At 62.8% G+C, this 15,276-nt stretch carries 15 protein-coding genes; 10 read left to right on the forward strand and 5 right to left on the reverse strand.

Translation table 11 applies throughout. The features are described 5' to 3' along the window. Nucleotides 1-406: 406 nt before the first annotated feature. Nucleotides 407-748, reverse strand: a complete 342-nt coding sequence (locus AB7M33_RS15570; protein WP_027594612.1) for a YgaP-like transmembrane domain — start codon at nucleotides 746-748, stop codon at nucleotides 407-409. Between the two features lie 333 nt (nucleotides 749-1,081). Between AB7M33_RS15570 and AB7M33_RS15575 the strand changes: the two genes are divergently transcribed. The 5 genes from AB7M33_RS15575 (at nucleotide 1,082) to AB7M33_RS15595 (ending at nucleotide 7,163) form a co-directional block, all read left to right on the forward strand. After that, a complete protein-coding gene (locus AB7M33_RS15575; protein ID WP_186680931.1) occupies nucleotides 1,082-1,798 on the forward strand; it encodes a GntR family transcriptional regulator in 717 nt (238 codons plus the stop codon). A gap of 62 nt (nucleotides 1,799-1,860) precedes the next feature. Beyond that, on the forward strand, nucleotides 1,861-3,180 hold the full coding sequence (locus AB7M33_RS15580; protein ID WP_265968514.1) for an NAD(P)/FAD-dependent oxidoreductase: 1,320 nt from the start codon (nucleotides 1,861-1,863) through the stop codon (nucleotides 3,178-3,180). A 183-nt stretch (nucleotides 3,181-3,363) separates the two neighbouring features. Further along, the gene (locus AB7M33_RS15585) at nucleotides 3,364-4,692 is read left to right on the forward strand and encodes an MFS transporter (protein WP_238215911.1); all 1,329 of its coding nucleotides are present in this window, start codon (nucleotides 3,364-3,366) and stop codon (nucleotides 4,690-4,692) included. A 75-nt stretch (nucleotides 4,693-4,767) separates the two neighbouring features. Beyond that, on the forward strand, nucleotides 4,768-5,670 hold the full coding sequence (locus tag AB7M33_RS15590; protein ID WP_265968513.1) for a dihydrodipicolinate synthase family protein: 903 nt from the start codon (nucleotides 4,768-4,770) through the stop codon (nucleotides 5,668-5,670). 2 nt (nucleotides 5,671-5,672) lie between these two features. Then, nucleotides 5,673-7,163 carry an aldehyde dehydrogenase gene (locus AB7M33_RS15595; protein ID WP_454243081.1) on the forward strand — a complete coding sequence of 497 codons (1,491 nt, stop codon included), beginning with the start codon at nucleotides 5,673-5,675 and terminating at the stop codon, nucleotides 7,161-7,163. Nucleotides 7,164-7,293: 130 nt separating this feature from the next. Here AB7M33_RS15595 and AB7M33_RS15600 read toward each other — a convergent pair whose 3' ends face one another. Together AB7M33_RS15600 and AB7M33_RS15605 are read right to left on the reverse strand one after the other, a co-directional pair. Further along, complete coding sequence (locus AB7M33_RS15600; RefSeq protein WP_027594606.1) at nucleotides 7,294-7,764, reverse strand: RNA methyltransferase; 471 nt, start codon at nucleotides 7,762-7,764, stop codon at nucleotides 7,294-7,296. 71 nt (nucleotides 7,765-7,835) lie between these two features. Continuing rightward, nucleotides 7,836-8,207 carry a YajD family HNH nuclease gene (locus AB7M33_RS15605; RefSeq protein WP_027594605.1) on the reverse strand — a complete coding sequence of 124 codons (372 nt, stop codon included), beginning with the start codon at nucleotides 8,205-8,207 and terminating at the stop codon, nucleotides 7,836-7,838. A gap of 132 nt (nucleotides 8,208-8,339) precedes the next feature. Here AB7M33_RS15605 and AB7M33_RS15610 point away from each other — a divergent pair, with 132 nt between their 5' ends. Further along, nucleotides 8,340-8,618, forward strand: coding sequence for a hypothetical protein (locus AB7M33_RS15610; protein ID WP_186680926.1), 279 nt, complete (start codon nucleotides 8,340-8,342; stop codon nucleotides 8,616-8,618). Between the two features lie 192 nt (nucleotides 8,619-8,810). On the opposite strand, the gene AB7M33_RS15615 is transcribed toward AB7M33_RS15610, so the two are convergent. Next, nucleotides 8,811-10,853, reverse strand: coding sequence for a S9 family peptidase (locus AB7M33_RS15615; protein ID WP_454243082.1), 2,043 nt, complete (start codon nucleotides 10,851-10,853; stop codon nucleotides 8,811-8,813). 132 nt (nucleotides 10,854-10,985) lie between these two features. Here AB7M33_RS15615 and AB7M33_RS15620 point away from each other — a divergent pair, with 132 nt between their 5' ends. From AB7M33_RS15620 to AB7M33_RS15630, 3 genes are read left to right on the forward strand one after another with little or no spacing between them, the layout of a single operon-like run. Further along, nucleotides 10,986-11,483 (forward strand): hypothetical protein, encoded by a 498-nt coding sequence (locus AB7M33_RS15620; protein WP_027594602.1) that lies wholly within the window; start codon nucleotides 10,986-10,988, stop codon nucleotides 11,481-11,483. A gap of 14 nt (nucleotides 11,484-11,497) precedes the next feature. After that, entirely contained in the window at nucleotides 11,498-12,271 is a 774-nt protein-coding gene (locus tag AB7M33_RS15625; RefSeq protein WP_027594601.1) for a class II glutamine amidotransferase, read from the forward strand. Nucleotides 12,272-12,280: 9 nt separating this feature from the next. Next, nucleotides 12,281-12,802, forward strand: a complete 522-nt coding sequence (locus tag AB7M33_RS15630; RefSeq protein ID WP_027594600.1) for a DUF2937 family protein — start codon at nucleotides 12,281-12,283, stop codon at nucleotides 12,800-12,802. 135 nt (nucleotides 12,803-12,937) lie between these two features. Here AB7M33_RS15630 and AB7M33_RS15635 read toward each other — a convergent pair whose 3' ends face one another. Then, entirely contained in the window at nucleotides 12,938-13,849 is a 912-nt protein-coding gene (locus AB7M33_RS15635) for a LysR family transcriptional regulator (RefSeq protein ID WP_454243083.1), read from the reverse strand. Between the two features lie 131 nt (nucleotides 13,850-13,980). On the opposite strand from AB7M33_RS15635, the gene AB7M33_RS15640 reads away from it, so the two are divergent. Further along, a complete protein-coding gene (locus AB7M33_RS15640; protein WP_027594598.1) occupies nucleotides 13,981-15,267 on the forward strand; it encodes an MFS transporter in 1,287 nt (428 codons plus the stop codon). Nucleotides 15,268-15,276: the final 9 nt, after the last annotated feature.

Here is a 15,276-nt window from a genome sequence, read left to right on the forward strand (position 1 = left end):
CAATGGGCCAATGGAGCAATGCACTGCTCTGAGGACCAATGGAGCAATGCACTGCTCTGAGGACCAATGGAGCAATGCACTGCTCTGAGGACCAATGGAGCAATGCACTGCTCTGAGGGCCAATGGAGCAATGCACTGCTCTGAGGACCAATGGAGCAATGCACTGCTCTGAGGACCAATGGAGCAATGCACTGCTCTTAGGACCAATGGAGCAATGCACTGCTCTGAGGACCAATGGAGCAATGCACTGCTCTTAGGACCAATGGAGCAATGCAGTGCTCTGAGGGCCACTGGAGCAATGCACTGCTCTTAGGACCAATGGAGCAATGCACTGCTCTCAGGATCAGTGAGGTAATTGTGGGAGCGGGCTTGCCCCGCGAAGAGGCCGGCACAGGCAAAAACAAAATCAAAGGCCAGTCAACGGGTCCTTTCCTGTCACCGTCACCCCGCGGGTAGCTGCCTTGGCACTCGCCTTCAACGCCTGCAACTGCGCTGCACTGTCTTCGATGTCCGCGCGCAACCGGTTGTATTCCTGACGATGCCGCTGCCACCAGGCCTTGGTCGAGCAATGCCCGCTGACCCCGCGCGCCACGGCCATACCGCCCACCACCATCTGCAGCAACCCGACCAGGCCGCCATGGCGCAGCCCCTTGCTGAACATCAGCGCCCCGCCGGCCAGCGAACCGACCCTTTCCAGGCCCTGGACATTGTGCTCCGGCGACGCCGCAGCGGAATGGATATCGAGCATGGCAAGCCCTCCGTATGAAGTGTAAGCAGCTGACCGCAGGGGGGTCGCAGCCGTTCATTCGCTGTGCCGAATGGTTGCCAGGCGCACGGCCTGTGCATTGCCATTCAGCGCCAGCACCTGAAAAATGTCTTGTCTGGGCAGTTATTTGTCCGGTTTGGCAATGCAGCGGGCCAGGTGTTTAATCTCACCCTTTAAAACCGCGAAGCCCTTTAAATACGGGCGGTCCAGAGATTCAACCGCTCATCGAAAATGCTGTAGACACATTGTCTAACAGTGCCCTATAGTCGTTATACAAATAGTAGACACAGCGCTATGACAACAAAGAAGGCCGCCATGAAAGCCACCGTTCAAGCCATCAGCGAAGAAGCGCCGCAGGACCGCAAGGCCGTCCTCGCCGAAGCGCTGCGCCGCCGGATCCTCAGCATGGAACTGGCCCCCGGCGCTGTGGTGGACGAGTTGGCCCTGTGTGACGAGTTTGGCCTGTCGCGCCCACCGGTGCGTGAGCTGCTGCGCCAGATTGCCGCCGAAGGCTATATCGAGCTCGAGGCCAACCGCGCGCCACGGGTTGCCGCGATGAACCACGATTCGCTGCACAGCTTTTTCGTCGCGGCGCCGCTCATCTATATCGCCACCACCCAGTTGGCCGCTACCTACGCCAGCGAAGCGGAAATCGAGGCGCTCAAGGCTATCCAGGCGCAGTTTCGCCAGGCCATCGAAGCGCGTGATGTAGAAAACCGGGTGGTCTACAACGACGCCTTCCACCTGGAAATCGGCAGGATGGCGCACAACGACTACCTGATGCCGAGCCTGCGCCGCCTGCTTATCGACCATGCCCGCCTGGGCAAGATTTTTTATCGCCACCCGACCACTGATGACATGCAACAGGACCTTGAAACCGCCTGCGACCAGCATGACCAGATGATCGATGCCATCGAACGCCGCGACCCCGCGCGCGCCGGGCAACTGGTGCGTGAGCACTTCGAGCTGTCGCGCCGGCGTATGGCTGAATACGCCGCACCGCAAGGGCTGGATGTACCGATTCAGATATGAGGTTTCCAGGTCGTCGCCACTGGCGCTGATCGCTCGTCAACAACAAGATCCAGGTTAGTGACATGACAAGAATAAGCTCGTTACCTGCCGATGATGCCACCTGTGGTTGGTATCACCTGAGCACACCCCGCACACCACGGCCGGCCCACAGTGGCCATAGCCAGGCGCGCTGGGTGGTGGTCGGTGCCGGCTTCACCGGGCTGGCCGCTGCGCGCCAGCTGGCAACGAACTTTCCGCATGACGAGGTTGTGCTGGTCGAGGCCCAGGAAGTCGGTTTTGGCACCTCCGGGCGCAACGCCGGTTTTGCCATCGACCTGCCCCATGACATCGGCGCCGAGGACTACATCGGCGACATCGATACTGCCAAGACCGTGCTCAAACTCAACCTGGGTGGGCAGTCGTACCTCAAGGAACTGATTGAGCGCCATGGCATCGAATGCCAGTTTCGGCACTGTGGCAAATACCAGGCCGCTGTCGAGGATCGTGGCATTGCCGTGCTCGATGCCTACCGTCGAGGCCTGGACAAACTCGGCCAGCCCTATGAAGTGATCGAAGGTCGCGATCTGCCCGAACACATCGGCACGCACTTCTACCGTAAGGGTTTGTTCACGCCGGGTACCGCGTTGCTGCAGCCTTCGGCGCTGGTCAAAGGCCTGGCCGACAGCTTGCCGAGCAACGTTTCGCTGTACGAGCACACGCCGATCACTGACGTCGAGTACGGCGACAAAGTGGTACTGCGCCACGCCAAGGGCTCGATCACTGCTGACAAGCTGGTGCTCACCACCAATGCCTTTGGCATGAGCTTCGGCTTCCTCAAGGGCCGCATGTTGCCCGTGTTCACCTATGGCAGCATCACCCGCCCGCTGACCGAAGACGAGCAGGCCCGCCTGGGTGGCAAACCCTACTGGGGCGTGATCCCCGCCGACCCATTCGGCACCACCCTGCGGCGTACCGTCGACAACCGCCTGCTGGTGCGCAACAGCTTCAGCTTCAACCCGGACGGGCGCAGCAACCGCAAGTACCTGGACCGTTTCGTTCAACGCCACCGCGAATCCTTTGCCCGTCGCTTCCCGATGTTGCCCGACGTGAACTTTGAATACACCTGGGGCGGCGCCCTGGCGTTGTCGCGTAATCACATGGGGTTCTTTGGCCAGTTGGCGCCCAATGTGGTCGGCGCGCTGTGTTGTAACGGCCTGGGTGTTACCCGCGGCACGGTCACCGGGAAGTTGCTGGCCGACTGGCTGGCCGGTGACAAAAACGAACTTATCGAGTTTTTGCTCAATGCCCCCGGGCCTTGCGCGAATCCACCGCAGCCCTTGGTATCCCTGGGCTTGAACGCCAACTTGATGTGGGGGCAACTGCGCGCGGGCAAAGAAAGCTGATCGTTTTGTAAGTTAGACCATTGAATATTTGACGTCGGGCGGCTTTGCCCGGCACGGGCGCGCTTTGCCCGAAATTGATGATCGAGATGTCATGTCCGATGACCCGGGGCTGAAGGCTGTTTTCAGTTTCGCGGACGCGCTCGCCTTGAAAACGTGCATGCAGAAGAAGTGGTAGGAACAACAATGACAAGTCCGAATATTTCGATTGAAGATGTACCGATCAACCGTTTTCACCAGTTTTTAACCCTGCGCTCCGGCGGGGGCTCTTTCGTCGATGGGTATGTGTTGAGCATCATCGGCGTGGCAATGGTGCAAATGTCCGCGGGCCTGAGCCTGACCAGCTTCTGGCAGGGCATGATCGCCGCCTCGGCGCTGATCGGCATTTTCTTCGGCGGCTTTTTCGGCGGTTGGCTGACCGACCGCTTTGGCCGCAAGCGTGTGTTTTTCGTCGGCCCGACCCTGTTCATCCTGTCGTCACTTGCGCAGTTCTGGGTGGAGTCGGCGCTGGCCTTGTTCCTGTTGCGTTTTGCCATCGGCATCGCGGTGGGCATCGAGTACCCGGTGGCCACCTCGCTGCTGGTGGAATTCCTGCCCAAGAAGAACCGCGGCCCGCGCCTGGCCACCCTGACGGTGCTGTGGTTCGCCGGTGCCGCGACCGCCTACATGGTCGGTGAGGCGATCCTGCGCCACGGTGGCGATGATGCCTGGCGCCTGGTATTGGCCAGTGCGGCGGTCATTGGCGCGCTGCTGTTCGCCATTCGCCTGGGCACCCCGGAATCGCCACGCTGGCTGATCAGCAAGGGCCGCTCGGCCGAGGCCGAACAGGTGATCAAGCGGGTCTATGGCAATGGCTTCTCGCTGCGCAACCTGCCGGAAGAACCCAAGGCCCGCAAGCTGTCGTTTCTCAGCCTGCTGCACTCCGGTTATGGCAAGCGCATGCTGTTCGTCACCCTGTTCTGGACCTGTTCGGTGATCCCGGTGTTCGCCGTGTACGCCTTCGCCCCGAAAGTGCTGGGCGCGCTCAACCTCAAGGGTGACTGGGCATCGATCGGTTCGGTCGCCATCACCTTCCTGTTCGTGGTCGGTTGCATCATCGGCACCCGCCTGCTCAACACCCTCGGTCGGCGCACCACGCTGCTGCACAGCTTCTTCTGGTCGGGGCTGGCGCTGCTGGGCCTGGCGGCGTTCAGCCATGGCAGCGAGCTGCTGATCCTGGTGCTGTTCGGTGCTTATGCACTGTTCATCGGCGGTGCCCAGGTATTGCAACTGGTCTATCCCAACGAGCTGTTCCCCACCGAAATCCGTGCCGGCGCCGTGGGCGTGGGCACCTCCATGTCGCGGGTCGGTGCTGCTGTCGGTACCTGGCTGGTACCCATCGCCCTCGACAACTATGGCATCGGCGCAACCATGTATGCCGCCGCCGCCGTCACGTTTGTCGGCCTGGCCGTCTCTGTCGCCCTGGCCCCGGAAACCCGTTCATTGAACCTGCAGCAAGCGGCATCGCTGAGCTGAGCTATTCGAAAAGCCGCCGCAGCGTAGAACCGCTGTGGCTTCTACACCCCTGAACAACGCACTGGAGAACCTACCGTGAAATTCGAAGGCATCTACACCCCGGCAATCACTCCGCTGGCTGCGGACGGCTCGATCGACAAGGCGGCGTTCGCCGAAGTACTCGACTACCTGGTCGAATCGAAAATCCACGGCGTGATCATCGGTGGCTCCACCGGCGAGTACTACGCCCATACCGCGCAAGAGCGCATCGAACTGGCCGCCCAGGCCAAGGACGTGCTCAATGGCCGCCTGCCGCTGATCATCGGCACCGGCGCGATCCGCACCGAAGACTCCGTGGCCTTCGCCAAGCACGCCAAGGAAATCAAGGCCGACGCGCTGTTGGTGGGCACGCCGCCGTACGCGCTGCCGACCCAACAGGAAATCGCCCTGCACGTCAAAGCGGTCGACGCGGCTGCCGGCCTGCCGATCATGCTCTACAACTACCCAGGCCGCATGAGTGTGGGCATGGGCGAGGAATTCTTCGATGCGGTCGCCGATGTGAAAAACATCGTCGCCATCAAGGAGAGCTCGGGCGACGTGGCCCAGTTGCACCGCCTGGCCATCCAGCGCCCGAACATCCAGCTGTCGTGCGGCTGGGACGACCAGGCCCTGGAGTTCTTCGCCTGGGGCGCGCAGAGCTGGGTTTGCGCCGGTTCCAACTTCATCCCGCGTGAGCACGTGGCCCTGTTCGAGGCCTGCGTGATCGAGAAGGACTTCGCCAAAGGCCGCCGCATCATGGCCGCCATGATGCCGCTGATGGACTTCCTCGAAGGTGGCAAGTTCGTCCAGTCGATCAAGTACGGCTGCGCGCTGAACGGCCTGAGTACCGGTGGCGTGCGCAAGCCGCTGTACGACCTGGATGCCGCCGAGAAGCAGGCACTCGAGCGCGTGGTCACTGAACTCAAGCGCAACATCGCCCAGATCACCGGAGGTGCCTGACCATGGCTGAATTGCTGAGCAAGGAACAGTACGCGGCCATCGCCGCCGACCTGCAACTGCGCACCCAGGCGTTCATCGACGGTGAGTTCCGCGATGCCGTCTCGGGCCGCACCTTCGTCACCACCAACCCGGCCACTGGCAAACAGCTGGCCGAAGTCGCCGCCTGCGACGTGCAGGATGTCGACGTTGCCGTGGCGGCGGCCAAGCGTGTCTTCGAAGACGGCTCGTGGTCGAAACTGCAACCCGCTGAGCGCAAGCACATCTTGCTGAAGTTCGCCCAGCTGCTGGAAGACAACAGCCACGAACTGGCGGTTTTGGAGGCACTGGACAGCGGCAAGCCGGTCAGCGAATGCCAGAACGTCGACGTGCCGGAAACCATCCACACCCTTCGCTGGCACGCCGAGCTGATCGACAAGATCTACGACAACACCGCCCCCACCGGCAATGCGGCCGTGACCATGGTGGTGCGTGAAGCCATCGGTGTAGTCGGCCTGGTGCTGCCGTGGAACTTCCCGCTGCTGATGCTGGCCTGGAAGATTGCCCCGTCGCTGGCGGCCGGTTGCTCGATCGTGGTCAAGCCGGCCAAGGAAACCACCCTCAGCGCCCTGCGCGTGGCCGAGCTGGCGCATCAGGCCGGCGTACCGGCGGGTGTGTTCAACCTGGTGCCAGGCGGTGGCCGTGAAGTGGGCGAAGCCATCGGCCGCCACATGGACATCCCGATGGTCAGCTTCACCGGTTCCACCGACACCGGCCGCCTGTTCCTGAAATACGCCGCCGAGTCGAACCTCAAGCGCATCGTGCTGGAGCTGGGTGGCAAGAACCCGGCCGTGGTGATGAACGACTGTGAAGACCTGGACGAAGTGGCCCAGTTCGTTACCGCCGGTGCGTTCTGGAACATGGGCGAAAACTGCTCCGCGTCCTCGCGCCTGATCGTGCACAAGGACGTCAAGGACGAGCTGCTGACGCTGATCGGCAAGCACTTGAAGGACTGGAAGCTGGGCGACCCGCTGGACCCGGAAAACCGCTTGGGGGCGATGGTCAGCAAAGCGCACTTCGAGAAGGTGAAGTCTTACCTGGAATATGCCGCCGAGCAGAATCTCAACGTGGTGCAGGGCGGTGAAACCGAGCAGGGCGTGTTCGTGCAACCGACCATCGTTGACGGGGTGACGCCTGACAATCGGTTGTTCGTCGAGGAAATCTTCGGGCCGGTGCTGAGCGTGACCAGCTTCGAAACCATTGACCAAGCGATCGAGCTGGCTAACGACACCATCTACGGCCTGGCGGCTTCGGCCTACACCGGCAGCCTGCGCAATGCCCTGCGCTTGTCGCGGGAAATCCGCGCGGGTGTGGTCACGGTCAACTGCTTCGGCGAAGGCGATGCTTCGACGCCGTTCGGCGGCTACAAAGAGTCCGGCTTTGGTGGGCGCGACAAGTCCATCTGGGCGCACGATCAGTACACGGAGTTGAAGACCATCTGGATCAACGCTTCGTGAGCTGACTGCAGGACGGTGCTGTTCTGACGGAGCTCAGCACCTGGCCGCCTCTGGTGATGCCTGTACCGACCTGTAGGAGCAGCCTTGTGCTGCGAAGAGGCCGGTACAGGCACCCTTAGAGGCGGCTTTTTTACTTGAACTTGGGCCCCGACCGGGTATTCAGCCCTTTGGCCATCCGGTCATACAGCACCACATTCACTGTCGCCGCCAGGTTCATGCAGCCCTGGGTCGGGATGTAGATGGTCTCTTCACACCACCCCCGCACATCCGCATCGAGGCTGCCGTCTTCTGGCCCGAAAATGTAGATGGCGCGATCCGGGTGGGTGTACTCGGGCAGCGGCCGTGCGCCGTCGACCAGCTCTACCGCCACCGGCGTGCAGCCCAGCGGAATGATGCGCTGCAGGTCGTCGATGCCGATCAGCGGGATGTCGTAGTGCACACGTTTGGTGTCGGTGACGAAGTCGCGGGCGCGCTCATACCGTTTGCCGGTGTAGAACACCGAGTTGACGCCGTAGCAACCCGCTGCGCGCATCACCGAGCCGACGTTTTCCGCCGACTTGGGGTTGAACAGGCCGATGCAGCTGTATCGTTTGTTTGCCACGTGCCGGGGCCCTTCGCAAAAAAAGCGCGATTATACGGGCTCGCCGGCCGCAGCGGGGGCTGTGTCGATGGTCAGTCTTTTTTCAGCAGGCCAGCCAGCCCGGCAAACGGGTTATGGGTAGCCTTGGCGATGCTCGGGGTGCTGGTCGAGCCTTCGCTGAAATACTGCTGGTCGGTGTAGCGCGAGTGTTCGTTGTCGTGGCAGTACAGGCACAGCAACTCCCAGTTCGATCCGTCCTGCGGGTTGTTGTCGTGGTTGTGGTCACGGTGGTGCACGGTCAGCTCGCTCAGGCGCTTGCCGGCAAACTCGCGGGCGCAGCGGCCGCACACGTGCGGGTACATTTTCAGGGCCTTGTCGCGGTAGCCCATCTCTTTGTCGCGCTTGGCGTCGGCAAGGATGCGGTCGAGGCGTGCGGTGGCGGCGGAGGTAGAGGCCGAGCTCATGGTGTTTCCTTTGTTCTGATCAGGCAAATGACGGTTATGCCACTGAGTCTAGCGCGCTTGCAGGCCAGGCGGACAGGCGAAAGCTTCCATTTAGGCGTAGCCTGTAGGAAGGTTCCCGACAGGAGGTTGCTGATGTTGCATGCGATCCTCACCGCGTTGCTCCTGGCTGGCCTGCCCATGGCCGAAGCCGCCAGCGCGCCACCCCGGCTCAATACACCCGTGCCCGGCGCCCCCGGCACGCCCACGCCCACGCCCTATCCGCAGATCACCCCGAGTACGCCGCCGAAGGCTTATGACAGCCAGCCTGGCGCACCGTTGTTGCCGCCAATGCCGGTGCCTGGGCCGCCGAAGGACCAGCCATTGCCAGGCTTGCGGCCAGAGCCGCCGAAGGTGCAGGTGGAGGAGGATTGAAGTGATGGTTTTGGGTGGGAGGCGATTGTCGTGAAATGTGCGGTGTTGCGAAGATCGGGCGCCGCCCGCGCGCCTATATCACAGGCCTCACTGGCCCGAAACAGATGTGGGAGCAGCCTTGTGCTGCGAAGCGCCGCGCGGGCGGCGCTCGATCTCAAAGGCTCTATGTCCCCAGCGCCATACGCCTGAAGGCTACACCACCCCCAACTCGCCAAACACAAAGGCATACTCCAGCGCCACATCCTTGAGCCCCTGGTACCGCCCACTCATGCCGCCATGCCCAGCCCCCATTTCAGTCTTGAGCAGCAGCAAGTTGTCATCGGTCTTGCGCGTGCGCAGGCGCGCGACCCACTTGGCAGCCTCCCAATACTGCACGCGGCTGTCGTTGTACCCGGCCACCACCAGCATGGCGGGGTAGGCCTGGGCTGTTACGTTCTCGTACGGTGCATAGGCCTTGATGCGCTCATACACCTCGGGCTCTTGCGGGTTGCCCCATTCGTCGTACTCGGTGACGGTCAGCGGCAGGTCGGGGTCGAGCATGGTGTTGAGCACGTCGACGAAAGGTACTTCGGCAATCGCGCAGCGGAACAACTCGGGGCGCAGGTTGAGCACAGCGCCCATCAACAACCCACCCGCGCTGCCGCCGCTGATGGCCAGGCGCTCGGGCGAGGTCACGCCTTCGGCGATCAGGTGCTCGGCACAGGCGATGAAGTCGGTGAAACTGTTTAGCTTGTGTGCCTGCTTGCCGGCCCGGTACCAGGCTTCACCCAACTCGCCACCACCGCGCACGTGGGCAATGGCAAAGGCCACGCCGCGCTGCAGCAGGCTCAGGCGGGCATGCGAGAACCACGGGTCGAGGCTTTCGCCATAGGCGCCGTAGCCATACAGGTACAGCGGCACGGTCTTGCCCAGGTCTTCGCGGCGGCGCACCAGGCTGATCGGCACCTGTGTGCCGTCCTGGGCGGTGGCCCACAGGCGCTGGCTGACATAGTCGTCGGCATCGAACGCACCCAGCACCGGGGTTTGCTTGAGCACCGCCTGTGCACCGGTGGCCAGCTCCAGCTGCCGCACCTGGGCCGGGCGGTTGAGCGCTTCGTAGCGCAGGCGTACGCGGGTGCTGACGAACTCAAGGCTGTCCTGCACGTAAAGGCTGTAGGCAGCATCCGGCAATTCGACACGGTAAGCCGCCAGGCCCTGGGGGCGTACTTCGATGATCGGCAGGCCACCTTCGCGCAGGCTCAGGGTCAATGCCCCTGCGTTGAGGCTTAGGCCTTCCAGCATCACCTCGTCGCTGTGCGCTACCAGCAACTGCCAGCGATCACGGGTCGGTACGTCATTGGCTGGGGCGTGGTACAGGGCGAAGTTGATGCCGTCCTGGTTGGTGCGGATGAACCAGCGCCACTCGCCATCGAGCTGGCCGTGGTCCGGGAAGTACTCATGGTCTTCAACCCGTGGCGCCAGGCAGGTGAACGGCAGCTGCGGCGTTTCGGCATCAAGTACCCAGGCCTCGCTGGTGGTCTTGCTGTTCAGCAGCAGTACCAACTGGCGTTCGGAGCTGGTGCGGTAACAATGCAGGAAGAAGCGGCCGTCGGGCTCTTCGAACACGGTTGGCGCGCCGCTGCTACCCAGGGTGTGACGACGCAGGCGCCAAGGGCGGTGGGTGTCATCCAGTTCGGCGAAGAACAGTGTCTGGCTGTCATTGGCCCAAGTCAGGCTGCCGTCGCAGTCCTCGAAGGGCAGGGTGGTGATGCTGCCGTCGCCCAGGTCCTTGACGTACAGGGTGTAGATCTCGTCGCCGCTGGTGTCGAGGCTGTAGGCCAGCAGGCGATGGTCGGGGCTGACGTTGAACGCCCCCAGTGACAGGAAGCCGCCGTTGGCCAGTGCGTTGGGGTCGAGCAGCAGCTGTTCGCGGCTTTCATCCACCGTGTTGGAGTCGTCAGCCGGGCGCGGGCAGCGGTAATGGCGCGGGTATTCGTCGCCGGCGGTGGTGCGGGTGTAGTACAGGTACGGGCCCCAAGGAGAAGGCAGCGACAGGTCGGTTTCCTGGATGCGGCCTTTGATTTCCTCGAACAGCTGTTCGCGCAGGGGGGCCTGGTCGGCCAGGCAGGCCTCCTGGTAGCTGTTCTCGGCCTGCAGGTATTCGAGCACCTCGGGCGCGTCGCGCTGTTGCAGCCAGGCGTATGGGTCGGCGGCTTGGTCTGCACGGGCGATGGGGGGCTGGGGCTTGGTGGGCATCGGGGGTCCTTGGCTGAGGGCTTGCGGTGCCTGTTCAGGCCGCTTCGCGGGCAAGCCTGAACAGGGAAGCGCTGTCTGCGCCCTGAAAAGTGTTTATCATAGGCAACTCTTTGCCTGGCTTGCACGAACACCATGACCGAGAACGACTATACCCTCGCCTGGGGCCTGTACGCCCTTGCCGCCCTGGGCTGCCTGTTGGTGGGCTTCAAGCTCACGGGTTGGATGTGGCGCTGGCTGCGCGAACCGCTGCGGGTGATCCTGGCGGTACTGCTGCTGACCCCGACCATCGTCGACCCGGTCAAGGACAGCTTTGCCCCGGCCATCGCCATTACCGCCCTGGATGTGGCCTTCAAGGTCGGCAACAACGCCTGGCGCGCGGTGTCCGATTTTGCCATGTACGGCATGATCGCCTTTGGCCTGTACTTGCTCTTCGTGCTGGTGCGCTGGCCGCTGGAAAAACGTGCCCGTGAGCGCCGCGAGCAAGCCGAAGCCGCGGCCAAGCGCCAGGCCGCCGAAGATGACGAGGTCCGGGTCGACGCCCCGCTGGCGGCCGAGCGCCGCGACCGTTACCGCAACGATCCACCCCCTGCCGCGCCTGCGGGCGGCGGTCGGGTCGAGCCTCGCCTGTAATCGGAGACACGCGCATGTGCGAACTGCTGGGCATGAGTGCCAACGTCCCCACCGATATCGTTTTCAGCTTCACCGGCCTGATGCAACGCGGCGGCCGCACCGGCCCGCACCGTGATGGCTGGGGTATCGGCTTCTACGAAGGGCGCGGCTTGCGCCTGTTCCAGGACCCCGCCGCGAGCAGCGAGTCGGAAGTCGCCAACCTGGTGCAGCGTTACCCGATCAAAAGCGAAGTGGTTATTGGCCACATCCGCCAGGCCAACGTCGGCAAGGTGTGCCTGTCCAACACCCACCCGTTCGTCCGCGAAATGTGGGGCCGCAACTGGTGCTTCGCGCACAACGGCCAGTTGGGCGATTTCAAGGGTGAAGCGACCTTCTATCGGCCCGTGGGCGATACCGACAGCGAAGCGGCCTTCTGCGACCTGCTCAACCGCATCCGCGCGGCCTTCCCAGAGCCGGTAGCCGTGGAACAGCTGCTGCCAGTGCTGGTCGAAGCCTGTGCCGGCTACCGTGGCAAGGGCGTGTTCAACTGCATGCTCAGTGACGGCGACTGGTTGTTCTGCTTCTGCTCGACCAAGTTGGTGCACATAACCCGGCGCGCACCTTTTGGTGCGGCACGGTTGAAAGATGTCGACCTGATCGTCGATTTTCACACCGAAACGACCCCCAATGACGTGGTCACGGTGATTGCCACCGAGGCCCTGACCGAGAACGAGACCTGGGCGCGTTACGCGCCGGGCGAGTGGGCACTGTGGCGGCACGGAGAGTGCGTTTCGCAAGGCCAGAGCTAAGGACGCTGCATGTTCAGAAGTTACCTGCGGTTGTTGCTGTTCACCTTCGGCCTACTGGCCGGTATCCAGGTTCCGGGGCTGGTCAATGACTACACCCAGCGGGTCGAGGCGCACCTGTTCGAATCGCGTCAGGCGCTGGATGGCTTCAAGCAGACGGCCGAACGCTTCTTCAATGGCGACCTCCAGGCGCTGCTGCGGCATTACCGCAGCAGTGATGACCCGGTGTTCAACAGTGATGCCAACAGCATCGAAAGCCTGATGATCCGCAACGAACTGCTGGAAAACGAATGGCAGGCGCTGCAAGGGTCGTGGGTAAGCCGTACCTGGCATGTATTGGTACAGCCGGACCCGCAAATGCGTGAAGAAACGCTCAAGGGCTACAGCTACCAGATTCTGCTGGTGCCAGAGGCGGTTGGCTGGGGCATTGGTGCCGGGTTTGTGCTGGCCTTTGTGGTCGAGAGCCTGTTGCTGGCGCTTGGCTGGGTGATCATGGGCGGGCGGCGCCGGGTGGTGAAGGAAAGCTGGCGCTGAGTCATGTAGTGCCTGTGCGGGCCTCTTCGCGGGGCAAGCCCGCTCCCACAAGAGTTTTGCAGTATTTAAGCTTTGCACTATCACTGTGGGAGCGGGCTTGCCCCGCGAAAGGGCCGGTAAAGGCAGCGATAATCCCTAGACCAGCACAATCCGTTTCCCACCCACATCCTGCGCATACCGCTCCAGCACCTGCCGGCACACCTCGACCACCTCATCCACCAATGCCACCCCAGTCTGCCAGGCCACCACCAGCTCCAGGCTAGGCGGCGGTTGCAGCCCTTCCAGCAGCACCAATTCCCCCAAGCCTAGCTCCGCATCCACCAAGGCCGGTGGCAGCGCACCCACCGCAAAGCCGTCGCGCAGTAGCCGGGTAATCGCTGCCACCGAGTTCACGCAGTTCAAGCGCGGTGTTTGCACCCCGGCACCTTGCAACAGGCTGAGCACCTCCTGGTGCGGCCTCGAGTTTTTCGAAAAGGTCACGATGCGCTCGCGGCCCAGTTCCGCCAGCGAGGCGTAATCACGGTGCTGGAGCGAGCCTGCGGCCACGATCCAGCCCATCGGGTAACGCGCCAGGTCCAGGCTGCGGATCGACTGTTCACGCAGCAGGTCGGTCTGCAGGATCACATCCAGAAAGCCCTTCTGCAGCTGCTCGCGCAGGTTCAGCGCGGTATCGGCCACCAGCTCGATCTCTACCTGCGGGTAGCGCTCGGTCAACGCCGCCACCAACGCGCTCATCCAGGTATGGATCACCGTGTCCATCACCCCGATGCGAATGCGCCCGATCTTGGCCCGGTCGCTGTCCAGCGATTGCTTCATGGCCTTGGCGGTGTCGAGCATGCGCTCGGCGTATTCCAGCACCTTGCTGCCCTCCGGGGTCAGGCTGACGCCGCGCGAGTCGCGCAGCAGCAGTTTGACGCCCAGGTCGGCTTCCAGCGCGGCGATGCGGCTAGAGACCGAGGCCTGGGTGGTGAACAGCTTTTCTGCGGTCAGGCGGAAGCTCTTGAGCCGGGCGACCCAGACGAAAGTTTCGAGGAAACGTAGGTTCATGATCAGTTTTTCTTGTTCCAGACCGGCGGTTTTTCTCGTTGGACGCACCCGGCGCGGTCTCTGAACAATGATGCCCAGGCCGCGACGCAATAGGTCGCCCCATAAAACAATACCAACAAGCCGAGGCAAGCATGAACCCCACCGGCGTGCAGCAGCAGGTCGCTTCACCTTCTTCGACCGGGCCTTTCGCCTGGTACCGCGACATCGACAAGCAGCAACGACGCACCTTCTGGAGCTGCAAGATCGGCTATGGCCTGGACGGCATGGACACGCAGATGCTCAGCTTCGTCATCCCCACGCTGATCATGCTGTGGGGCATCAGCACCGCCGAGGCCGGGCTGATCCATACCAGTACGTTGATCGCGTCTGCCATCGGCGGCTGGGTCGCCGGCATCCTTTCCGACCGTATTGGCCGGGTCCGCACCTTGCAGCTCACGGTGCTGTGGTTCGCGTTCTTCACCTTCCTCTGCGGCTTCGCGCAAAACTACGAACAGCTGCTGATTGCCCGTACCCTGATGGGCTTCGGTTTTGGCGGTGAATGGACCGCCGGCGCGGTGCTGATCGGCGAAGTGATCCGCGCCCAGGACCGTGGCAAGGCGGTGGGCATGGTGCAGTCTGGTTGGGCCATCGGCTGGGGCTTGACCGCAATTCTGTACGCGCTGCTGTTCTCCTGGCTGCCGGCCGAGCAGGCCTGGCGCGCGCTGTTCTTGTTGGGGCTGGTGCCGGCCGTGTTCGTGATCTTCGTGCGCCGCCTGGTCAAGGACCCGGAGGTGTACCGCCAGGCCAAGGCGGCTGAGGCGGTCGAAGCACCGTCGCACTTCTACGAAATCTTCGCCCCCGGCATGCTCTGGACGACCGTGCGTGCATCCTTGCTGACCACCGGAGCGCTGGGCGGTTACTACGCGATCACCTCGTGGTTGCCAACCTTCCTCAAAAACGAGCGCGGCCTCAGCGTGCTGGGTACCGGTGGCTATTTGGCGATGGTGATCGTCGGTTCCTACATCGGCTATGTGGTCAGCGCGTACCTGTCCGACCTGCTGGGCCGCAAGAAGAACTTCATCCTGTTCGCCGTGGGCTCGTTCATCATCGTGCTGCTGTACACGCAGGTGCCGGTCAGCGATGGCGTGATGCTGTGGCTGGGCTTCCCGCTGGGGTTCTTCGCCTCGGGCATCTTCAGTGGCATGGGCGCGTTCCTGACCGAACTGTTCCCCACCCGCATTCGTGGCTCGGGGCAGGGCTTTTGCTACAACATCGGCAAGGTCATCGCCGCACTGTTCCCCTTGCTGATCGGCGTGCTCAGCCAACAGGTGCCACTGGGGTTGGGGATTGGTGTTTTCTCGGCTGTCTCGTACGGCGTGGTAATCCTGGCAGCGCTCAGCCTGCCGGAAACACGCGGCAAACACCTTCAGGCGCGGTAAGGTAGGCCT

The sequence above is a fragment of the Pseudomonas sp. Y3 TE3536 genome (genome assembly GCF_053629175.1).

Bases quoted from the DNA above. Each gene is read 5' to 3' on its own strand.
- AB7M33_RS15615 (WP_454243082.1), bottom strand. From the start codon at position 10,853: ATGCCCACCAAGCCCCAGCCCCCCATCGCCCGTGCAGACCAAGCCGCC.
- AB7M33_RS15585 (WP_238215911.1), top strand. From the start codon at position 3,364: ATGACAAGTCCGAATATTTCGATTGAAGATGTACCGATCAACCGTTTT.
- AB7M33_RS15580 (WP_265968514.1), top strand. From the start codon at position 1,861: ATGACAAGAATAAGCTCGTTACCTGCCGATGATGCCACCTGTGGTTGG.
- AB7M33_RS15635 (WP_454243083.1), bottom strand. From the start codon at position 13,849: ATGAACCTACGTTTCCTCGAAACTTTCGTCTGGGTCGCCCGGCTCAAG.
- AB7M33_RS15595 (WP_454243081.1), top strand. From the start codon at position 5,673: ATGGCTGAATTGCTGAGCAAGGAACAGTACGCGGCCATCGCCGCCGAC.
- AB7M33_RS15630 (WP_027594600.1), top strand. From the start codon at position 12,281: ATGTTCAGAAGTTACCTGCGGTTGTTGCTGTTCACCTTCGGCCTACTG.
- AB7M33_RS15570 (WP_027594612.1), bottom strand. From the start codon at position 748: ATGCTCGATATCCATTCCGCTGCGGCGTCGCCGGAGCACAATGTCCAG.
- AB7M33_RS15610 (WP_186680926.1), top strand. From the start codon at position 8,340: ATGTTGCATGCGATCCTCACCGCGTTGCTCCTGGCTGGCCTGCCCATG.
- AB7M33_RS15625 (WP_027594601.1), top strand. From the start codon at position 11,498: ATGTGCGAACTGCTGGGCATGAGTGCCAACGTCCCCACCGATATCGTT.
- AB7M33_RS15605 (WP_027594605.1), bottom strand. From the start codon at position 8,207: ATGAGCTCGGCCTCTACCTCCGCCGCCACCGCACGCCTCGACCGCATC.
- AB7M33_RS15575 (WP_186680931.1), top strand. From the start codon at position 1,082: ATGAAAGCCACCGTTCAAGCCATCAGCGAAGAAGCGCCGCAGGACCGC.
- AB7M33_RS15620 (WP_027594602.1), top strand. From the start codon at position 10,986: ATGACCGAGAACGACTATACCCTCGCCTGGGGCCTGTACGCCCTTGCC.
- AB7M33_RS15640 (WP_027594598.1), top strand. From the start codon at position 13,981: ATGAACCCCACCGGCGTGCAGCAGCAGGTCGCTTCACCTTCTTCGACC.